This is a genomic window from Lachnoclostridium sp. An196 (genome assembly GCF_002160135.1).
Lineage (GTDB): Bacteria > Bacillota > Clostridia > Lachnospirales > Lachnospiraceae > Hominiventricola > Hominiventricola avistercoris.
The window spans coordinates 84,166-104,826 of the sequence record NZ_NFJZ01000008.1 but is presented as its reverse complement, the minus strand read 5'-3'; the positions used below and the strand labels follow the sequence as shown (position 1 = coordinate 104,826).

General features: G+C 51.2%; 14 protein-coding genes. 12 read left to right on the top strand and 2 right to left on the bottom strand.

From position 1 onward, the window contains the following. Positions 1-26: 26 nt before the first annotated feature. The 8 genes from B5F29_RS10540 (at position 27) to B5F29_RS10505 (ending at position 10,247) form a co-directional block, all read left to right on the top strand. A complete protein-coding gene (locus B5F29_RS10540; RefSeq protein ID WP_087154597.1) occupies positions 27-1,283 on the top strand; it encodes an extracellular solute-binding protein in 1,257 nt (418 codons plus the stop codon). A gap of 16 nt (positions 1,284-1,299) precedes the next feature. Next, entirely contained in the window at positions 1,300-2,193 is an 894-nt protein-coding gene (locus tag B5F29_RS10535) for a carbohydrate ABC transporter permease (RefSeq protein WP_087154596.1), read from the top strand. A gap of 15 nt (positions 2,194-2,208) precedes the next feature. Then, positions 2,209-3,186, top strand: coding sequence for a ComEC/Rec2 family competence protein (locus B5F29_RS10530; protein ID WP_143449144.1), 978 nt, complete (start codon positions 2,209-2,211; stop codon positions 3,184-3,186). A 16-nt stretch (positions 3,187-3,202) separates the two neighbouring features. After that, entirely contained in the window at positions 3,203-4,375 is a 1,173-nt protein-coding gene (locus B5F29_RS10525; RefSeq protein WP_087154594.1) for an ABC transporter ATP-binding protein, read from the top strand. A gap of 12 nt (positions 4,376-4,387) precedes the next feature. Further along, positions 4,388-5,275 (top strand): PfkB family carbohydrate kinase, encoded by an 888-nt coding sequence (locus B5F29_RS10520; protein ID WP_087154593.1) that lies wholly within the window; start codon positions 4,388-4,390, stop codon positions 5,273-5,275. A gap of 139 nt (positions 5,276-5,414) precedes the next feature. Beyond that, complete coding sequence (locus B5F29_RS10515; protein WP_087154592.1) at positions 5,415-5,921, top strand: flavodoxin; 507 nt, start codon at positions 5,415-5,417, stop codon at positions 5,919-5,921. Positions 5,922-5,950: 29 nt separating this feature from the next. Continuing rightward, positions 5,951-6,652 (top strand): ABC transporter ATP-binding protein, encoded by a 702-nt coding sequence (locus B5F29_RS10510; RefSeq protein ID WP_087154591.1) that lies wholly within the window; start codon positions 5,951-5,953, stop codon positions 6,650-6,652. A gap of 16 nt (positions 6,653-6,668) precedes the next feature. Then, entirely contained in the window at positions 6,669-10,247 is a 3,579-nt protein-coding gene (locus tag B5F29_RS10505) for an FtsX-like permease family protein (protein ID WP_087154590.1), read from the top strand. A 3-nt stretch (positions 10,248-10,250) separates the two neighbouring features. Here the strand turns inward: B5F29_RS10505 and hcp are convergent, their stop codons facing one another. Beyond that, complete coding sequence (gene hcp, locus B5F29_RS10500; protein ID WP_087154589.1) at positions 10,251-11,864, bottom strand: hydroxylamine reductase; 1,614 nt, start codon at positions 11,862-11,864, stop codon at positions 10,251-10,253. Between hcp and B5F29_RS10495 the strand changes: the two genes are divergently transcribed. Then, positions 11,841-12,092: a Crp/Fnr family transcriptional regulator gene (locus B5F29_RS10495; protein ID WP_087154588.1), complete on the top strand. Its 252-nt coding sequence runs from the start codon at positions 11,841-11,843 to the stop codon at positions 12,090-12,092. The two genes, hcp and B5F29_RS10495, sit on opposite strands and share 24 nt — an antisense overlap. Here B5F29_RS10495 and B5F29_RS10490 read toward each other — a convergent pair. Then, on the bottom strand, positions 12,067-13,605 hold the full coding sequence (locus B5F29_RS10490) for a D-alanyl-D-alanine carboxypeptidase family protein (protein WP_162608406.1): 1,539 nt from the start codon (positions 13,603-13,605) through the stop codon (positions 12,067-12,069). The two genes, B5F29_RS10495 and B5F29_RS10490, sit on opposite strands and share 26 nt — an antisense overlap. Positions 13,606-14,140: 535 nt before the next feature. On the opposite strand from B5F29_RS10490, the gene ileS reads away from it, so the two are divergent. From ileS to B5F29_RS10475, 3 genes are read left to right on the top strand one after another with little or no spacing between them, the layout of a single operon-like run. Then, complete coding sequence (ileS, locus tag B5F29_RS10485) at positions 14,141-17,299, top strand: isoleucine--tRNA ligase (protein ID WP_087154586.1); 3,159 nt, start codon at positions 14,141-14,143, stop codon at positions 17,297-17,299. Between the two features lie 12 nt (positions 17,300-17,311). After that, positions 17,312-19,780 carry a glycogen/starch/alpha-glucan phosphorylase gene (locus tag B5F29_RS10480; RefSeq protein WP_087154585.1) on the top strand — a complete coding sequence of 823 codons (2,469 nt, stop codon included), beginning with the start codon at positions 17,312-17,314 and terminating at the stop codon, positions 19,778-19,780. A 49-nt stretch (positions 19,781-19,829) separates the two neighbouring features. Beyond that, positions 19,830-20,639 carry a hypothetical protein gene (locus B5F29_RS10475; protein ID WP_087154584.1) on the top strand — a complete coding sequence of 270 codons (810 nt, stop codon included), beginning with the start codon at positions 19,830-19,832 and terminating at the stop codon, positions 20,637-20,639. The last annotated feature ends 22 nt before the right edge of the window (positions 20,640-20,661 follow it).

Here is a 20,661-nt window from a genome sequence, read left to right as displayed (position 1 = left end):
CTTAAATGTTTAGGAGGATAATAATAATGAAAAGAAGATTATTGGCACTGATTTTGGCAGGAGTGACCGTATGCTCGCTGACAGCGTGCGGCGGAAGCAATTCCGGAAACAGCAATGAAAGTGCAGAGACTTCCGCAGAGGGCGGAGCGACGCAGATGTCGATCGCGCTGCGCGGCGGTGTATATGCAGATGTAATTAAAGAATGCCTGCCGGCATTTGAAGAAGAACATAATGTAACTATCGACGTACAGGAACTTTCCGAGGAAGACCTGCATACTTCCGTAGCGCTGAACGCCACAAGCGCACAGGGCGCATATGACCTTTGCATGGTAGACGGATCCTGGATGGCGGAATTTACGGATGCCGACGTGCTGGCGAATCTGTCCGAGCTTGGTTATGAGCTGGATGACGATATCATCGAGGCGACAACTTCAATCTGTTATGTGGATGACAATGTATATCTGGCTCCGTATTACGGAAACGTGACGGTGCTGATGATGAACAAAGCAAATGTAGAGGAGGCCGGTTATACGGTAGACACAGTGGATTCTCTGGATGCCGTACTGGATATCTGCCAGCAGGCGCAGGCCAATGGCAAGAAAGGTTTCATCTACCGCGGAGACAGCCAGAATAACCTGGTTGTAGATTTTCTCCCGATTCTTCTTTCCTATGGCGGATGGGTGGTAGATGAAAATAACCAGCCGACAGTAAACAGCGAGGCGTTTGTTAACGCTATGAATTATTACATGGAACTGATCGCTACCGGTGAAGCGCAGGTAAAAGATGACCTGGTAGCGTCTGTAGACTCCGGAGCGGCGACTATGGGAATCGCATGGCCGGGCTGGTATACGCCTACGGCAGATTCTGCGGCAGATTATATTGCGCTCAGTGGAAAAGCAACCGACGCTTCGGAGGCATACAATGCGAATGTATATGGAATCTGGTGCCTGGGTGTTCCATCTAACAGCCAGAACAAAGAACTTGCGGTAGAACTGCTTACTTATCTGATGGATCCGGAAGTACAGCGCGGTACCGTGGCATCCGGCGGAGTTCCCTGCCGCTACTCCAGTCTTCAGGACGAAGAGGTGCTTGCAGAGTATCCGCAGTATGAGGTGGTATGCCAGGCGCTGGAAAGCGGAATATACCGTCCGGTTATTTCCCAGTGGACCGAATTCTACACCATTCTGGGATCAGAGATGGACAACATCATCAATGGCGCCAAGACTGTGGAAGAGGGACTGAATGATGCGCAGACGTCACTGGAAGAGCTGATGGCAGAGTAACAGCAGGGTGACGATTATGATGGGAAGAAAAAAAGTCAAAGGAGCTGAGCTGCAGACAAGGCGCTTCAGCGCGGCCATGATTACGCCTACAGTGATCGTGCTGGCGGTTATGACGGCCTATCCGCTGATTTTTACGCTGGTCTACAGTTTCACGGATTATAATCTTCTGGGGGCACTGAACAGTGCCCCGGAAGTAGTCGGAGCCAAAAATTATCTGGATCTTCTGACGGATCCGTATTTTCAGCAGTCCGTATGGAATACGGTAAAATTTACGGTATTGACAGTGATCCTGGAGATGCTGATAGGTTTTGGGCTGGCACTGTTCGTCAACAGTCTGCACAAAGGGCAGAAAGTCATGAGAACGCTGCTTCTGCTTCCTTATCTGCTTCCAACGGTTACCGTGGCTCTGATCTGGCGGATGATGCTGTCGCCGAATTACGGGATCGTCAATCAGGTCCTGGAAGCACTGCATCTCCCGGTTTACAACTGGTTTTCCGACATACATACGGCATTTGGCATGCTGGTGCTGATCGATGTATGGCAGTGCGCGCCGTTTGTTTTTCTGCTTTTATATGCCGCGCTCCAGGCGGTGCCCCAGGATCAGTATGAAGCTGCCCGCATGGACGGCGCCGGACGGCTGAAAATCCTGTTTTATGTGACGGTTCCGAATATTAAGAGCAGTCTGGCGCTCTGCGCTCTGCTGCGAACGATTGACAGTTTCAGACTCTTCGATAAAGTCAACCTGCTGACCGGAGGCGGTCCTGCAAACAGCACAGCCACGATCACGCAGTATCTGTACAACTATGGAATCAAGACATTTGACTTTGGCCTTGGCAGTGCCGGCGCCATTGTTATGACCGTGATTGTTCTGATCCTGTCCAGTTTTTATATAAAACGCGCGATTAAATAAATGAAGATGGAACAGATGAAGCTGACATTTGTAAATGTAGGTTACGGGGAAGCAATCCTGTTGGAAATACCGGAGGCTTCCCGCCGGGACGGCATCTTTACGGCATTGATTGACGGAGGGAGCGCGGACAGGCAGGAATACGAAGACCGTTCTTCCGGGCGCATCCCTGTGTGGGATTATCTGCAGAAAGAACATATCGGGCATCTGGATCTGATGGTATGCACGCATATCCATGAAGACCATGTCAGCGGGATGCGGAAAGCGGCTCAGATACTGCCTCCCGGAGAACTATGGCAGACGCTGCCGGTCTCCTTTTATGAGAACATGAGAGACCTGGATCCTGCTGCGGCACAGAACCTGTCTCAGGACAAATTTTTGAGAGCACTGAACGATTATAGAGAGCTGTGTGTACAGACTGTGGAGCATGGCGGATTTATCCGGAAAGTAGATTGCGGACAGACCATGTTCCTTGGCGGGGACGGATATCTGGAAGCGCTGGCGCCGTCCGAAAGAGAACAGAGCGAGCTGGAAGAAGCCATGGCAGAACTGTTTGCGGAATCAGAGACAGGCAGGTTTCTGCAGAAGCTTTCTGAACTGGACCGCCGTATGAATAATTACAGCCTGATCCTTCGGATTGTGTATCAGGACCGCTGCGTCCTGCTGCCGGGGGATACCAACGCCAGAGGTTACGCGGGGATACCGCAGGAGAAACTGCAGGCAGATTTATTTAAAATCGGGCATCATGGGCAGAAGGACGGCATCAGCGGAGAGCTCCTGAAAATAATCTCTCCGGAAGCTGTGGTATGCTGCGCATCCAGCGACCGGAGGTATGACAGCGCGCATCCGGATGTGGTGCGTATGCTGGAAGACATGGGTATCAGACCGTATTTTTCGGATTGTCCTCCGACAGCGAATGGGGAGATACCGCCGCACCGGGCGCTGAGATTTATTGTGGGCAGAGAGCATCCCATGACCGGGGAATATATATCGTAATAGGAGGAATATCACCATGGCAGAAGTGGTTCTGAAGCATATAAAAAAGGTCTACCCTGACCTGGATCTGAAAAAGGGGAAAAATACGAATCTGAAGGTGACGGATGAAGGTGTCCTGGCGGTTCAGGACTTTGATCTGGATATTAAGGATAAAGAATTCATAGTTCTGGTAGGTCCTTCCGGATGCGGAAAATCGACGACGCTCCGAATGGTTGCCGGACTGGAGGAAATCAGCGGAGGCGAACTGTATATCGGGGGCGAGCAGATGAATGATGTCCCGGCCAAGGACCGCGATATCGCCATGGTGTTTCAGAGCTATGCATTGTATCCGCATATGACCATCTATGATAATATGGCGTTTCCTCTGAAACTGAGAAAAATGCCGAAAGAGGAGATCGATAAACGTGTCCGTGAAGCGGCGGAAATTCTGGGAATCACCCAGTATCTGAAGCGGAAGCCGAAACAGTTGTCCGGCGGACAGAGACAGAGGGTGGCGATCGGACGGGCCATTGTGCGGGAACCGAAAGTGCTTTTGATGGATGAACCGCTGTCAAATCTGGATGCAAAACTGCGCAACCAGATGCGGGCTGAGATTATAAAACTGCGCAATAAAATTAATACTACGTTTATTTACGTGACTCATGACCAGACGGAGGCCATGACTCTGGGAGACCGTATTGTCATCATGAAAGACGGAGAAATCCAGCAGATAGGGACGCCCCAGGAAGTCTTCAACCATCCGGCCAATCTGTTTGTGGCAGGGTTTATAGGAGTGCCCCAGATGAACTTCTATGACGCGGAGCTGGTAAAGGACAGCGATGGAAAATACGCGGTGGAACTGGAAAATGTCCATGTAACACTTTCGGACGAGAAACAGGAGAACCTTGCCAGAAACCAGATAAAGGAAGGACCGGTTACGCTGGGCGTCAGGCCGGAGCACCTGCATCTGGCAGATAAGGCGGAAACAAAGATTTCCGGCACCGTGGAAGTGAGCGAGATGATGGGCAGCGCGGTCCATCTGCACATCAGAGCGTGCGGCACCGATACCATCATGATCGTGCAGCTGATGGATCTGGACGAGACTGCAGGCTTCCCGATTGGCAGAGAGGTTGGCTTCTCTTTTAATGGAAAGACAGCTCACATATTCAGCCGCGAGACCGGGGAAAACCTGGAAAAGGTACAGGCATAACCGGAGGAAAATATGGAAAAAAAGTATGACGTAATGGTCATTGGACCGGTATCCATTGATTATAATATTGACTACCAGGGAAATGAGCGCAGAGAAATCGGAGGCGCGGTGGTCGCTTCGGGATTCGCCGCTGCCGGAAGCGGGGTCCGCACAGCGGTTTTCTGTAAATCAAATGAAAAGGATGCAGACATAAAGGAGCGCTTTGCCGGCATCCAGGCAGATTTGTACTGGAGTCCTTCATCAGCTACTTGTTCCATCCGCAACCAGTATTTTACTGCGGACAAGGAAAAGCGTCAGTGTACTTCTCTGGGAGTCTGCGATCCCTTCCGGTTTGCGGAGATTCCTCAGGTGGAGACAAAGGTGTACCATTTCGCAGGTCTGGTATATGGGGATTTTGACGGCGCTTTGTTTGAAGAAGCCGCACAGCACGGAAAAGTGGCTTTGGATGTACAGTGCATGCTCCGTCATGTGGAATCGGACGGTTCCATGAAATTTCATGACTGGGAAGATAAGAAAAAGTATCTTCCGTTGATGGATTACTTTAAGACTGACGCTGCGGAAGCAGAGATCATTACCGGTCTGTCAGACCGCGCGGAGGCGGCCAGACAGCTGCATGCCTGGGGCGCCAGGGAAATCGTAATCACGCACAATACAGAAGTTCTCGCTTATGATGGGAGTGAGATTCTGACCTGTCCGATCAAAGCCCGGAATCTGTCCGGCCGCACAGGCCGCGGAGACACGACCTTTGCCGGGTATATCGCTGCCAGACAGGAAGGAAAGAGCGTACAGGACGCGCTTCTTTACTGTACGGCGCTTGTGTCTTTGAAGATGGAGACGCCCGGACCTTTCCGGGGAACGAAGCAGGATGTGCTGGATTATATAAAAGAATTTTATCTCTGATACAGCAATATTTTGCGTGTTGGCAGAAGGTCCCTTTACACGGCCCCATGCAGGTGGCTGCGTAAGGGGATTTTTTTCTTTCTTATCTGGTTGGGAAGCGTTATAATATAGGTAACATAATGAGAAGGAGACAATAACAATGGCAAAACTGATCGCATATTTTTCAAGAGCAGGCGAGAATTATTTTAATGGAAGTATTCGAAGTGTTCCGGTGGGAAATACGGAGATTGCGGCGAAAAAACTGCGGGACATCACAGGGGCGGATCTTTTCAAAATCGAACCGCTTCATCCATATTCTGACGATTATAAAGAATGCGTGGCACAGGCAAGGGATGAGATGCAAAATGACGCGCGCCCGGAGCTGAAGGCCTATCCGGAGAGTCTGGATGATTATGATACCATTTATCTGGGATATCCCAGCTACTGCGGAACCATGCCCATGCCGGTATTTACGTTTCTGGAGCGCTACGATTTTACCGGAAAGACCGTGAAACCATTCTGCACCAACGAGGGCAGCGGTATGGGGCGCAGCGAACAGGATATCCGCAGACTCTGTCCGGGAGCAAAAGTGGAAAAAGGGCTGTCGATTCACGGAGGGGATGTGGATAAATCCGAAGACGCGCTGCGGGCTTGGAGCGAGGCTTAAGATTCAGAGGCTGACACGGAGGACGAAGCATGAGTTATGTGGAACTGAAAGATGTGACAAAGGTCTATCAGATGGGCGAAGTGGAGATCAAAGCCTGCGACGGGATCAGTTTTCAGATTGAGAAGGGTGAATTTGCCGTAATTGTGGGTCCCAGCGGCGCGGGGAAGACGACGGTTCTGAATATACTGGGCGGTATGGATACAGCTTCAGGCGGAACTGTTATGGTGGACGGTCAGGACGTCAGCGCTTTCCGGGGACGGGATCTGATCCGGTACCGCAGAGAAGATATTGGTTTCGTCTTTCAGTTCTATAATCTTATGCAGAATCTGACGGCCCTGGAAAATGTGGAACTGGCTCTTCAGATATGCAGAAACCCTTTGGACGCAAAAGAAGTGCTGAAGGAAGTGGGGCTGGAAAGCCGGATGAAAAATTTCCCTGCTCAGCTTTCCGGCGGAGAGCAGCAGAGGGTGGCTATCGCCAGAGCACTGGCGAAGAACCCGCGTCTTTTGCTCTGTGATGAACCTACGGGAGCGTTGGACTATGTGACAGGAAAAGCTATTCTGAAACTGCTTCACGATACTTGCCGGACCAGAAACATGACTGTGATTGTAATCACCCATAATACGGCGATTACCCCTATGGCGGACAGGGTGATACACATTCACAGCGGAAAAGTAAAAAGTATGGAGAAGAACGAACATCCGCAGCCCATAGAGCAGATAGAATGGTAGACTTAGGAGGAAGACCGTGAAAAGAGCTTTGAGGAAGGACTCCCTGCGCGAGATACGCAGGAATCCGGGAAGATTTATTTCCATTTTTTTCATCATCGCCCTTGGCGCGGCCTTTTTTACGGGCATTCGTTCTGCAAAATATGATATGAAATACTCGGCGGATCTTTATTATAACAGCGCCAGCCTGATGGATATGCGCGTATTGTCAGATTTAGGGCTGACAGACGACGATCTGGAAGCTTTGCGGCAGGTAGACGGTGTGAATCTGGCAGAAGGCAATTATACTGCGGAAGCAATCTGTGAACAGAACAATGAAGAATATGTCGTGTCGTTGATTTCGATTACAGAAAATATCAACCGGCCGGAGATCCGTCAGGGGAAGATGCCGGAAAAAGATGATGAATGTCTGGTGGATACGCTCTTTCTGGAAGAGAGCGGATATAAGATCGGAGATGTGATCCAATTCCGGAGCGGGACAGATACGTCTATTTCCGACACGCTGACCCGCGACACCTTCACGATTGTAGGTACCGCAGTTTTACCCCATTATATGGATCTGGAACGGGGAAACGCAGGGATCGGAGACGGGACGATCGATGGTTTTGTCCTGCTCAGCCGGGATGTGTTTTCTCTGGATGTGTATACAGAGGCACTGATCCTGATTGACGGCACGGAAGGAGAACTGAGTTACAGTACGGAATATGAAAACCAGTCAGAACTGGTACAGGATAGAATTGAAGCGATTGCCGACGCGGAATGCCAGCGCCGGTACGACGAGGTCTACGCCGAAGGGCGCAGCAAGCTGGATGACGCCGAGCAGCAGATCGCCGATGCGGAGCAGGAACTGGCCGACGCGGAACAGGAGCTGGAGGATGGCCGGCAGAAAATTGCGGACGGAGAGCAGATGATCGCAGAAAATGAGCAGGAACTTCAGGATGCGCGTCAGAGCCTGGCAGACGGAGAGCTGGAACTCCAGGATGCCTGGCAGCAGATCCAGGACGGACGTCAGCAGATTGCAGATGCCTGGATGGAAGTGGCGAAAAATGGCGCAAAGCTGGAGAAAGGGCAGGAACAGGTCGATCAGGGGCTGGAGACACTGAAGCAGCAGGAGGAACAGCTTTCCCAGGCAGAAGCGCAGTACGAAGCAGGATATGCTCAGTATCAGACGGCGGCGGAACAGATCGCTGTCCAGAAGGAGCAGATCGCGCAGGCAGAAGCCGCGCTTCCGGGAATGAAAGAGCAGCTTGCCGCATTGAAAGCACAGCTTGCCGCGCTGCAGGAGCCGGAACCGCCATCAAATCCGGATCCGGAGGCTGAAACATCGGAAGGAGATGCCTCCCATACGCCCGCGGAAGGCGAAGAGACGGAAGAAAATACAGGAGAAGATACACAGCTTCCGGAGGAAATCGCTGTATTGGAAGCACAGATCGCGGAACTGGAGGCAGCCATAGTTCAGATGCAGACAGCGGTGGACATGGGGCCGCAGCTTTTGGCAGCGGAGGCAGAGCTGGAGGCGCAGGGCGGGACACTGCAGCAGACCCGGATCGCTTTAGACCAGGCAAAACAGCAGATTCAGCAGGGATACGCAGAGCTGGACGATGCGCAGGAAGAAGTGGATGCCGGAGAAGAGGAACTGGAAGCCGGGATCGCGGAACTGGACAGCCAGAGCGCGAGACTGGATGAAGCGGAAGCCGAATATGAAGACGGACTGCAGGAACTGGAAGATGCCAGGCAGCAGACCGCAGACGGAGAACAGGCGCTGGCCGACGCCCGCGCGGAGCTGGAGGACGCGAAGAAAGAGCTGGAAGACGGCCAGCGGGAATATGATGAAAAAGCAGCGGATGCCAGACAGGAGATCGCGGACGCCAGAGAAGAGATCGCAGACGGAGAGCGGGAATTGGAAGACCTGGAAGTTCCCTCCTGGTATGTGCTTGGAAGAGATACGATTGCATCCTATGTGAGCTATGAGATGGATGCGGACAGGATGGGCAGTCTTGGCAATGTCTTTCCGGTCATGTTTTTCCTGGTCGCGGCGCTGGTCAGCCTGACTGCCATGACGCGTATGGTGGAAGAACAGAGAACGGCCATCGGTACGCTGAAGGCATTGGGATACGGAGACGGCGTTATTACCTGGAAATATCTGAGCTATGCCATGGCGGCGGCCATAGGGGGAAGTATCCTGGGCGTGCTGGTCGGCTCTGTACTGATCCCCTGGGTGATCATGAATGCCTACGGTACAGCCTTATACCGGGGGCTTTCGATCTACCTGATGCCTCTCAATATGGATCAGGCAATCCTGGCTGTGGCGGCCAGTGTCTGCAGCACCGGAATCGCGACTATGGCGGCGGCTTACCGGGAACTGCGCTCGAAGCCGGCTCAGCTGATGCGCCCGAAAACGCCGGAGAGCGGGAAACGGGTGCTGATGGAACGGATTCCGTTTATATGGAAACATCTGAATTTTACATGGAAATCTACGATTCGCAACCTGTTTCGTTATAAAAAGCGGTTCCTGATGACGGTTATCGGAATCGGCGGTTGTATGGCGCTGATGCTGGTGGGATATGGACTGCAGGATTCTATCTCTGTGGTGGCCGAACGGCAGTATGGAGAATTGTTCCTGTATGACGCTCAGATAACGATAGATACGGAGCAGGATCAGGAGGTTCAGGATACTTTTACGGAATACTGTACCGGGTATGAAGGCGTGGATCGTTCCCTGAGAGTCTACGCAGAGAATGTGACGCTGATTTATGGGGAAGAGGAACATGACGCGGAGCTGGATGTGCCGGAGAATCCTTCGCGTATGGATGAATTTGTGACTTTCCGGGACAGAGTCACACAGGCAAATTATGATTTCCCGTCGGAAGGGGCGGCGCTGAGTGAAAAGACTGCGGATTCGCTGAATGTATCGGCCGGGGATCTGATCCGGATCGAATTTGACGACGGAGGAACAGCAGAGGTGCAGGTGGCTGAAATCATAGAAAATTATATGATGCACTATATCTATCTGTCGCCGGATGTTTATGGGCAGCTTACAGGAAATACTCCGGAATACAATCGGATCTGGGCCGGCTGCTCTATGGATGAGAATCAAAGATACGCATTTGAAAATGATATGACGGCGCAGGATGCCTGCTACAGTGTGGTATTTATGGAAAGCATGGCAGAAAGTCTGAACGATATGCTGGATATCCTGAATGAAGTCATGTATGTATTGATTATCTCCGCGGGACTCCTGGCGTTTGTAGTGCTTTATAATCTGAACAGCATCAACATCACCGAACGGGAACGGGAGCTGGCGACATTGAAGGTGCTGGGATTTTATGATGGAGAAGTGGCGGCATATGTCTACCGGGAAAATATCATATTGACATTTATCGGCATTGCGGCGGGCGTATTTATGGGCATACCGCTTCACCGGTTCGTGATACTGACGGTGGAAGTGGATCTTATGATGTTTGCCAGGGAGATACAGCCCATGAGCTTTGTGATCTGCGCGCTCTGGTCTATGCTGTTCTCCCTGATCATGAATGCGGTCATGTATCTCCGGCTGAGGAAGATCGATATGATCGCGTCGTTAAAAAATGTAGAGTAAATATTAATTGTGCAGAATTTTCTTCAAATCTTCTTCCGGTGTGCTGACAGGCGTGATCTGGTAATTGTCCACCAGGTACTGCAGCACATTTGGGGAAATAAATGCCGGCAGCGTGGGGCCCAGATAGATATTCTTCAAACCCAGATACAGAAGGGAGAGAAGGATACAGACGGCTTTCTGCTCGTACCAGGACAAAACCAGAGTCAGAGGCAGTTCGTTCAGGCCGCAGTCAAAGGCCTCTGCCAGGGCGGCTGCCACTTTGATGGCGCTGTAAGCGTCGTTGCACTGTCCCATGTCCATGATGCGGGGGAAGTCTCCAATGGAGCCCAGATCCAGATCATTGAACCGGTATTTGCCGCAGGCAAGAGTCAGCACAATGGTATCCGGAGGCGTCTGTTTTACAAACTCTGTATAATAATTTCTGCCGGAACGGGCTCCGTCGCATCCTCCAACCAGGAAGAAATGACGGATGGCGCCGGATTTTACAGCGTCAACGATGGTTCCGGCTGCCGACAGCACAGCATTGCGGGCAAATCCGGTGGTTACTTCATGACCGCCGTTGATTCCGGTAAATTCCTGCCGCGTTTTATATCCGCCAAGTTCCAGCGCTTTTCGGATCACCGGGGAAAAGTCCTTTTTCCCGTCGATATGGGTTATCTCCGGATATTCCACGACGGAAGTGGTGAATACCCGGTCCGCGTAGCTTTCTTTTACCGGCATCAGACAGTTGGTGGTGAAAAGGATCGGAGCAGGGACATCGGCCAATTCTTTTTGCTGGTTCTGCCATGCGGTGCCGAAATTGCCTTTCAGATGCGCGTATTTTTTCAGTTCCGGATAAGCGTGGGCCGGAAGCATCTCTCCATGCGTATAGATGTTGATGCCGGTCCCTTCTGTCTGTTCCAGAAGCAGCTGGAGGTCGCGCAGATCATGTCCGCTGATGATAATAAAGGGTCCCGGCTCTACGGTCAGCGGAACGGTGACAGGCTGAGGATTTCCATAGGTTTCTGTATTGGCTCTGTCCAAAAGTTCCATATAGGCCAGGTTTACTTTTCCCACTTCCATGACCACCGGAAGCAGGTCTTCCATCTCATAATTTCCGCCGATCATCAGCAGCGCTTTATAGAAAAACTCTTCCGCAGCTTCGTCCCGGTATCCCAGGATCATGGCGTGATAAGCGTAGGCCGCCATGCCGCGTATACCGAACAGGATCAGGGACTTCAGGGAACGGATGTCTTCCGGCGCGTTCCACAGCAGATTCATATCATAGTCTGCCTGATTTCCGCAGGGAGAGGCGCAGGAAAGACAGTTTGAGGACAAACGCGCTTTTTCTGCTTCCACCAGGCGGATCAGTTCTTTCAGGGATTCACCGCTGAAATTCACGTTGGTAACGGTAGCGAACAAGGCTTCGACCATCAGACGGGTCATTTCCTCTGTGGGCGCTGTATTGCCGGCGGCTCCGGCAAGCCCGATCAAGGCTCCGGTAAGACGGTCCTGCAGAGCGGCGATATCGGAAGTTTTTCCGCAGACTCCTTTGTCTCCGGTGCATCCGGTACATGCGGCGGTCTGCTCACCATACTGGCGGAGAAAAATCTGATGCTCACGCACAAAATAGAGCATATGGCGCAAAAAAATACCCGGGACAAGCTGCTGTCGTATCTGTCTATGGAAGCGGAAAAAAGCGGAAGCGCGGAATTCCGTATCCCTTTTAACAGGCAGCAGCTGGCGGATTATCTGTCTGTGGACAGAAGCGCCATGTCCCGGGAACTGAGTCATATGAAAGAAGAAGGTATTCTGGAATATCAGCGGAACCGGTTCCGGCTTATTTCTCCCAGAATTTCCAGTTGAATTTTCTGCGGCGTTTCCGGCTCCGGTAACGGATGCGGTTCTGGTTGCCGAACGCGTTTCGGTCAGAACGGTTTCTTCTCCATTTGCGGATAAAATTCCATTCTACGGAGAAGTTTCCGGAAAACTTCCGGAGAACCAGAATGAGCACGATGAGCAGGATGATTACGGCCGCGACAACGCCTACGATGCGCAGGTTGATCTTGACCAGCCGGACCTGAGCATCATTTTCACCGGCAGCGGCGCTCTGTTCTTCTCCGTCTTCCCCATCGTCAATTTTTTGAAAATTGAATTCCTGAATGTCGGTGCCTGTCATCAGAAGATCCGTGGAACCGACCTCCTGTCCTGCGAATGAATAGGTCAGGGTCGCGATGACTTCATCGTCTCCGTCTACAAATTCGAGCTGCGGAGAAGCCGCGGAAAAATCCACGCCCGCCGGGAGCACTACATATCCGCTGTCATCCAGCTCGATCATAGGAGTGGTATTCTCAAAGAATGAGCTTCCGGTGCTGAATAGTTCATTTTGATTGATGGTAAAGTTTGTTTCATTCTGTGAAATGTTAATTTTCTGGAAATTTTGGCCCGCATAATCCAGAAGATTAGCCGTGTCGGTGTACAGGGGGACTCCCTGTTCGCCGCTTCCCTGTGTTTTCATGGTTACGCAGAGAAGGTCCATGCCGTTCCGGGTGGCACAGGTTACCAGCGTGTTCAGAGCCACTGTGGTATAGCCTGTTTTGCCGGCGAATACGGTATCGTCCAGAAAACGGGAAGTCTTGTAGGCGGAGATCATGTAATGATGATTGTTCATCAGAAGTTCTTCGTCTTTCAGGTTGGTCGCCCGCAGTGTGTAGTTTGCGGAACCGCTGATGCGGCGGAACGTCTCATGTTTGACGACCTCCTGCAGGATCAAAGCCATGTCGTGAGCAGAAGTATAATGATTCTCATCCGGAAGACCGTGAGGATTCGCAAAATGAGTGTTGGTACAGCCCAGTTCGGCTGCCCTTTCGTTCATCATCTCCGCGAAAGCTTCCGTGGTGCCGGCGATGTGTTCTGCGATGGCGTTGCTGCATTCATTGGCGGATTCCAGCAGAATAGCATACAGACACTCTTCCACGGTCAGAATCTCGCCTTCGTCTCTGGCGATATGGCTGCTGGCATAATCGATGGAATAGACTGCATTATGCGAAAATACGACCTCTTCATCCAGGTCGCAGTTCTCCAACGCCAGAAGCACTGTCATGATTTTGGTGATACTGGCGGGATAATGCTGGTCGTCTATATTTTTTGCGTAGAGGATAGTGCCGGTGGAGGCTTCCATCACGATCGCGGATTCTGCGTAGACCTGGGGACCGGCTGGCCAGTTTTCCCAGGAATTGGACTGAATGTCCATATAATAACGGTCTTCGGGGGTAAGGTTCCGCTCTTCCACTGCCGCGAAGGACGGAAAAGACAGAACTGCGGACAGGCAAAAAGCCGCAGCCAGTACGGATGCTGTATATCTATATAAACGTTTCATGAATAACCTCTTTTTCATCTGGTTTCTATATGCGGGTTTTCCTAATTATAGAATATTTATGGAAACCATGCAAGAGAGGAACGGAAAAGTTTATAAATCCTTGACAAACCGATAAAATCACCGTTATAATGGCATTTGTGTGAAAGGCTTTGACGAAGACAGTAGGAATGATGGAAATACCCAGCGAGCCGGAGAGGGTGCGAGTCCGGTAAGAGTACAGATTTCTGAAGATCACTTCCGAGCTGCGGGCTGAAAGTATGTACAGACAGAAGAAAGCGGGCAGAAAGCAAGTAGGTACCGACGGTGTCCCGCCGTTAGAGGGGACGCATATGGCAGTATGTCGTTACAGGTGGTTTACAAACGGGCAGCAGGCTCCGTCCTTAAGACAGGACGGAGCTTTTTATATTCCGGGAAAGTCCCGGATTGTAAAAGGCTCCGCGGGGAATACGCTGCTGCGGGGCAGAATTCTTATTTATAAAGGAAGAAAGATTTCCTTTTAAAAAATCGAGAAAAAGAAAAATAAGGAGGTTTTCAGATGGTTTACAGTAAAGTGAATTCGGACATGAACTTCGTAAGCCGCGAGAAAGAAGTGGGACAATTCTGGAAAGAACATGACACTTTCCGTAAGAGCATGGAAAACCGCAAGGAAGGGCCGGTATATACTTTCTATGACGGGCCGCCTACGGCAAATGGGAAGCCGCATATCGGTCATGTCCTGACCCGTGTGATCAAAGACATGATCCCCAGATATCGTACGATGAAAGGCTACATGGTACCCAGAAAGGCAGGATGGGATACCCACGGGCTTCCGGTGGAGCTGGAAGTGGAGCGCAAACTGGGACTGAACGGCAAAGAACAGATCGAAGAATACGGAATGGAGCCGTTTATCAAAGAGTGTAAAAAGAGCGTATGGAAGTACAAAGGCATGTGGGAAGATTTCTCCGCTACAGTAGGATTCTGGGCGGATATGGATGACCCGTATGTCACGTATGAAGATGATTATATTGAGTCTGAGTGGTGGGCTTTAAAGACGATCTGGGACAGAGGGCTCCTTTATAAAGGGTTTAAAATCGTTCCTTACTGCCCCCGCTGCGGCACACCGCTGTCTGCCCAGGAGGTTTCCCAGGGCTATAAGACTGTAAAGGAGCGCTCCGCTATCGTGCGCTTCAAAGTGAAGGGAGAAGACGCATATTTCCTGGCGTGGACCACAACGCCCTGGACGCTGCCGTCCAATGTGGCGCTGTGTGTGAATCCGGATGAGACGTATTGTAAGGTAAAGGCCGCGGATGGCTATACTTATTATATGGCAGAGGATCTTCTGGACACGGTGCTTGGAAAACTGGGCACGGAGGATACGCCGGCTTATGAGATTCTGGAGACATATAAAGGAAAGGATCTGGAATATAAAGAATATGAGCCGCTGTTTGCGTGTACCGGTGAAGAGGTGGTCAGACAGAAGAAAAAAGGCCACTATGTAGTCTGCGACGGATATGTAACCATGAGCGACGGTACCGGTATCGTTCATACGGCTCCGGCTTTCGGTGAAGACGACAACCGTGTAGGACAGAAGTACGGCCTTCCGTTTGTACAGTTCGTGGACGGCGCCGGAAATATGACTGACAAGACGCCGTATGCGGGCGTATTTGTGAAAAAAGCGGATCCCATGATCCTTCAGGATCTGGACAAAGAAGGAAAGCTGTTCGACGCTCCCAAGTTTGAGCACGAATATCCTCACTGCTGGAGATGCGATACTCCGCTGATCTACTACGCGAGAGAGTCCTGGTTTATCAAGATGACAGCGGTGAAAGAGGATCTGATCCGCAACAACAATACCATCAACTGGATCCCGGAGAGCATCGGCAAAGGCCGTTTCGGCGACTGGCTGGAGAATGTACAGGATTGGGGTATTTCCAGAAACCGTTACTGGGGTACGCCGCTGAATATCTGGGAGTGCCCGGACTGCGGCCATATGCATTCGATCGGAAGCCGTCAGGAGCTCTGCGAGATGAGCGGGGACGAGAGGGCGAAGACCGTGGAGCTTCACCGTCCGTACATTGACGAGATCACGATCACCTGTCCGGAATGCGGCAAAAAGATGCACCGTGTGCCGGAAGTAATCGACTGCTGGTTCGATTCGGGAGCGATGCCTTTCGCGCAGCATCATTATCCGTTCGAGAATAAGGAAATGTTTGAGCAGCAGTTCCCTGCTCAGTTCATCTCCGAAGCAGTGGATCAGACCCGAGGGTGGTTCTATTCGCTGCTCGCAGAATCCACGCTGCTCTTTAACCGTGCCGCTTACGAAAACGTGATCGTGCTCGGACATGTGCAGGATGAGAACGGACAGAAGATGAGCAAGTCCAAGGGCAATGCCGTAGACCCGTTTGAGGCGCTGGAGACTTACGGAGCAGACGCGATCCGCTGGTATTTCTATATTAACAGCGCGCCGTGGCTGCCTAACCGGTTCCACGGAAAAGCCGTACAGGAAGGCCAGCGCAAGTTCCTGGGAACTCTGTGGAACACGTACGCGTTTTTCGTGCTCTACGCGAACATTGACAATTTTGACGCTACAAAATATACATTGGATTATGCATCTCTGAATGTCATGGACCGCTGGCTGCTCTCCAAGCTCAACAGTGTCGTGGGCGAGGTGGACAGCGATCTGGAAAATTACCGGATCCCGGAAGCTGCCAGGGCCCTGCAGGAATTTGTGGATGAGATGAGCAACTGGTATGTGAGAAGAAGCCGTGACCGTTTCTGGGCAAAGGGCATGGAGCAGGATAAGATCAACGCTTATATGACGCTTTATACTGCTCTGGTGACGATCTCCAAAGCGGCGGCTCCCATGATCCCGTTCATGACAGAGGAGATCTACCGGAACCTGGTATGCAGCATCGACAAGGATGCGCCGGAGAGCGTCCATCTGTGCGATTTCCCGGTTGTAAATGAGAAGATGGTTGACAAGGACCTGGAAAAGGCTATGGAAGAGATCCTGGATATCGTCGTGCTGGGACGCGCGGCCCGCAATACGGCCAATATCAAAAACCGCCAGCCCATCGGCACCATGTACGTGCGCGCCGAGAATGAACTGGACGGAGAATACCGCGGCATCATCGCCGACGAGCTGAATGTGAAGAAAATAGAGTTCCGCGACGATCTGAGCGGATTTACCAGCTATACTTTCAAACCTCAGCTTAAAACCGTGGGACCGAAATACGGGAAACTGCTGAACGGCATCCGCAGCCATCTGACCGAAATGGACGGACGCAGAGCCATGGATGAGCTGAATGAGACAGGAAGCCTGTCATTTGACATCGATGGAACGGGCGTGGTATTATCAAAAGAGGATCTGCTTATTGATACTGCCCAGATGGAGGGATTTGTGACGGAAGCGGACAATCAGGTGACCGTAGTTCTGGATACGAATCTGACCGAGGACCTGATCAGGGAAGGTTTTGTCCGCGAAATTATCAGCAAGATCCAGACTATGCGCAAGGAAGCCGGTTTTGAGGTGATGGATAAGATCACGGTGTACAGCGAAGGCAACGACAGGATTGCCGAACTGATGGATAACTTCTGTGATGAGATCCGAACCGAGGTGCAGGCGGCGGCAATCTGCAGAGGATCTGTAAAGGGATATACAAAAGAGTGGAATATCAATGGGGAGACCGTAACTCTCGGCGTTGAAAAACAGTAAAGGAGGCACATTATGGCCAAAAAAAGGACCTTCAACAAGGAGTTCTTTATCAGAAGCGTAAAGTATAATGTACGCACCCTGTTCCGTAGGGAAATCGAAGAGGCAAGCGAACAGCAGATTTTCCAGGCTGTAGGCTATGCCGTCAAAGACGCGATCATGGACGCATGGATCGCCACCCAGAAAGAGTTAAAAAAATCCGACCCGAAGATTGTATACTACATGTCCATGGAGTTCCTGATGGGACGCGCGCTGGGCAATAACCTGATTAACCTGACATTTTATGATGAAGTAAAAGAGGCTCTGGCAGAGATCGGCCTGGATCTGGATGTGATCGAGGACCAGGAGCCGGATGCGGCTCTGGGCAACGGCGGTCTCGGCCGTCTGGCTGCATGCTTCCTGGATTCCCTGGCTACGCTGGGATATGCGGCATATGGATGCGGTATCCGTTACCGCTATGGTATGTTCAAACAGCAGATCGTAGACGGATATCAGGTAGAAGTGCCGGATATGTGGCTGAAAAACGGCAATCCGTTTGAGCTGCGCCGTCCGGAATACGCGAAAACAGTCAAATTCGGCGGATATGTGCGGGTAGAGAACCGGAATGGAAAGAACCACTTTATCCAGGAGGGATATCAGACAGTGCTGGCGATCCCGGTGGATCTGCCGATCGTAGGATACGGCAACAATGTGATCGATACGCTGCGTATCTGGGATGCGGAAGCGGTAAACTCTTTCCAGCTGGACCGTTTCGACAAAGGCGAGTATGAGAAGGCGGTGGAGCAGGAGAATCTGGCACGCAATCTGGTGGAGGTTCTTTATCCCAACGACAACCATATGGCGGGAAAAGAACTGCGTCTGAAACAGCAGTATTTCTTTGTGTCTGCCAGCGTGCAGGCGGCCATTGAAAGATATAAGAAAGCACACAGCGATATTCGTAAATTCTACGAAAAAGCTACTTTCCAGCTGAACGATACCCATCCGACAGTGGCAGTGGCTGAACTGATGCGTATCCTGATCGATGAGGAAGGCCTGGAATGGGATGAGGCATGGGAAGTGACCACGAAGACCTGCGCATATACCAACCATACCATCATGGCTGAGGCGCTGGAAAAATGGCCGATCGAGCTTTTCTCCAGACTGCTTCCGCGCGTATATCAGATCGTGGAAGAGATCAACCGCAGGTTTGTTGCCAAGATCCAGGAAAAATATCCGAACAACTACGAAAAAGTAAAGAAGATGGCCATCATCATGGACGGACAGGTGAAGATGGCGCATCTGGCTATTGCGGCGGGCTATTCCGTAAACGGCGTGGCGCAGCTTCATACAGAGATCCTGAAACATCAGGAACTGAAAGACTTCTACGAGATGATGCCGGAGAAATTCAACAACAAAACCAACGGTATTACGCAGAGACGTTTCCTGCTTCATGGAAACCCGCTGCTGGCGAAATGGGTGACGGATCATGTGGGAGACGAATGGATCACCGACCTTCCAAAGATCTCGAAACTGAAACTCTACGTGGACGACGAGAAAGCGCAGCATGAGTTCATGAATATCAAATATCAGAACAAACTGCGCCTTGCGAAATATATCAAAGAACACAACGGCGTAGATGTGGATCCCAGATCTATCTTCGACGTACAGGTAAAGCGTCTGCATGAATACAAACGTCAGCTCATGAACATTCTTCATGTAATGTACCTGTACAATAAACTGAAAGAGCACCCGGAGATGGATTTCTATCCGAGGACTTTTATCTTCGGCGCGAAGGCGGCGGCCGGTTATCAGCGCGCGAAGCTGACGATCAAGCTGATCAATTCTGTGGCGGATGTGGTCAACAACGATCCGGCTATCAAAGGCAGGCTGAAAGTAGTCTTCATCGAGGACTATCGGGTATCCAACGCAGAGTGGATCTTTGCCGCTGCGGATGTATCCGAGCAGATTTCCACCGCGTCCAAGGAAGCATCCGGTACCGGAAACATGAAGTTCATGCTGAATGGAGCGGTGACCCTGGGTACCATGGACGGAGCGAATGTTGAGATTGTTGAAGAGGTAGGAGAAGAGAACGCCTTTATCTTCGGCATGAGCTCTGACGAAGTGATCGCATTGGAGAAGCAGGGAGGCTATGATCCTTCCCAGCTGTTCAATACGGATCAGGATATCCGCCACGTGCTGATGCAGCTGATCAATGGAGAATTCTCCCCGCAGAATCCGGAGCTGTTCCGGGAACTGTACAATTCTCTTCTGATCGACGGCGGATACAACAGACCGGACCCGTACTTTATCCTGAAGGATTTCCGTTCCTATGCGGAAGCGCAGGAGCGTGTGGAAGCGGCTTACCGGGATACTTCCGGATGGGCTAAAAAAGCCATGATCAATGTGGCATGTTCCGGAAAGTTTACTTCCGACCGTACAATTAAAGAATACGTAGACGAGATCTGGAAGCTGGATAAAGTTACTGTTAAACTGGAAGAAAACTAATTGAATAGCGGCCCCTCTTCCGCATAGAATGGGAAGAGGGGCATTTTTTATGAAAAATTATCTGAAAAACTTAGTGACAGTAGGATTTCTGGCATTATTTCTTCCATATACAATAACGCTGCTGGTAAACGGGCGTCAGGGCATTCACCGGGAAAGTGAGTGGACAGAGCTGGAATATCAGGTTCTGGACCGGATGCTGCAGGAAGACCTCTCCTGGATGGATGATGATATGTTGTCTTTGATGGCCGTTATCTGCCGGACAGAGTGCGCTGCGCAGGCCGGTGCGGAGAAGCCGAATCATGCTGTCTATGTTCCGCCGGACCGTGGATATGAAAAGATCGAGCAGGCGGTACAAAATACCCGCGGGATGGCAGTCCTGATAAACGGAGAATACCGGGAACTTCCTTATCACGCGGTCAGCGCCGGATGTACCCGGGACGGGTCTTTGCTGGGACAGGAGTACAGTTATGTGATTCCTGCCGAATGCCCGGAGGATCTGAAGTCAGAATCTTATCTGCAGGTCTGTACATTGACGCAGGAGGATTTAAATGGAGCACTGGGATTCGATGTGAGCGTACAGGAACTTCAGATGGAATATGACGCGCAGGGATATGTGACCTGGGTGAGCAAAGGAGATACCCGGTGGACGGGAGAAAGCTTTCGTACGCTCCTGCATCTTCCTTCCAGCTGTATCCGGATGGATCAGGAAGGGGACGACATCCGTATTACAGTCAAAGGCAGCGGACACGGATTTGGGATCAGTCTTTATACGGCGTCCAGGATGCTGCAGGAAGGATCTTCCATACAGGAAATCCTACAGAAATTCTATGAGAATGCAGAGTGTATAACGATTCCCTGATCTGGTAAAAATATGATCAGAG

What these genes read in the sequence shown, in the direction of transcription:
- B5F29_RS10540 (WP_087154597.1), top strand. Translation starts at nt 27, where the DNA reads ATGAAAAGAAGATTATTGGCACTGATTTTGGCAGGAGTGACCGTATGC.
- B5F29_RS10535 (WP_087154596.1), top strand. Translation starts at nt 1,300, where the DNA reads ATGATGGGAAGAAAAAAAGTCAAAGGAGCTGAGCTGCAGACAAGGCGC.
- B5F29_RS10530 (WP_143449144.1), top strand. Translation starts at nt 2,209, where the DNA reads ATGAAGCTGACATTTGTAAATGTAGGTTACGGGGAAGCAATCCTGTTG.
- B5F29_RS10525 (WP_087154594.1), top strand. Translation starts at nt 3,203, where the DNA reads ATGGCAGAAGTGGTTCTGAAGCATATAAAAAAGGTCTACCCTGACCTG.
- B5F29_RS10520 (WP_087154593.1), top strand. Translation starts at nt 4,388, where the DNA reads ATGGAAAAAAAGTATGACGTAATGGTCATTGGACCGGTATCCATTGAT.
- B5F29_RS10515 (WP_087154592.1), top strand. Translation starts at nt 5,415, where the DNA reads ATGGCAAAACTGATCGCATATTTTTCAAGAGCAGGCGAGAATTATTTT.
- B5F29_RS10510 (WP_087154591.1), top strand. Translation starts at nt 5,951, where the DNA reads ATGAGTTATGTGGAACTGAAAGATGTGACAAAGGTCTATCAGATGGGC.
- B5F29_RS10495 (WP_087154588.1), top strand. Translation starts at nt 11,841, where the DNA reads ATGCTCACGCACAAAATAGAGCATATGGCGCAAAAAAATACCCGGGAC.
- hcp (WP_087154589.1), bottom strand. Translation starts at nt 11,864, where the DNA reads ATGCTCTATTTTGTGCGTGAGCATCAGATTTTTCTCCGCCAGTATGGT.
- B5F29_RS10490 (WP_162608406.1), bottom strand. Translation starts at nt 13,605, where the DNA reads ATGAAACGTTTATATAGATATACAGCATCCGTACTGGCTGCGGCTTTT.
- ileS (WP_087154586.1), top strand. Translation starts at nt 14,141, where the DNA reads ATGGTTTACAGTAAAGTGAATTCGGACATGAACTTCGTAAGCCGCGAG.
- B5F29_RS10480 (WP_087154585.1), top strand. Translation starts at nt 17,312, where the DNA reads ATGGCCAAAAAAAGGACCTTCAACAAGGAGTTCTTTATCAGAAGCGTA.
- B5F29_RS10475 (WP_087154584.1), top strand. Translation starts at nt 19,830, where the DNA reads ATGAAAAATTATCTGAAAAACTTAGTGACAGTAGGATTTCTGGCATTA.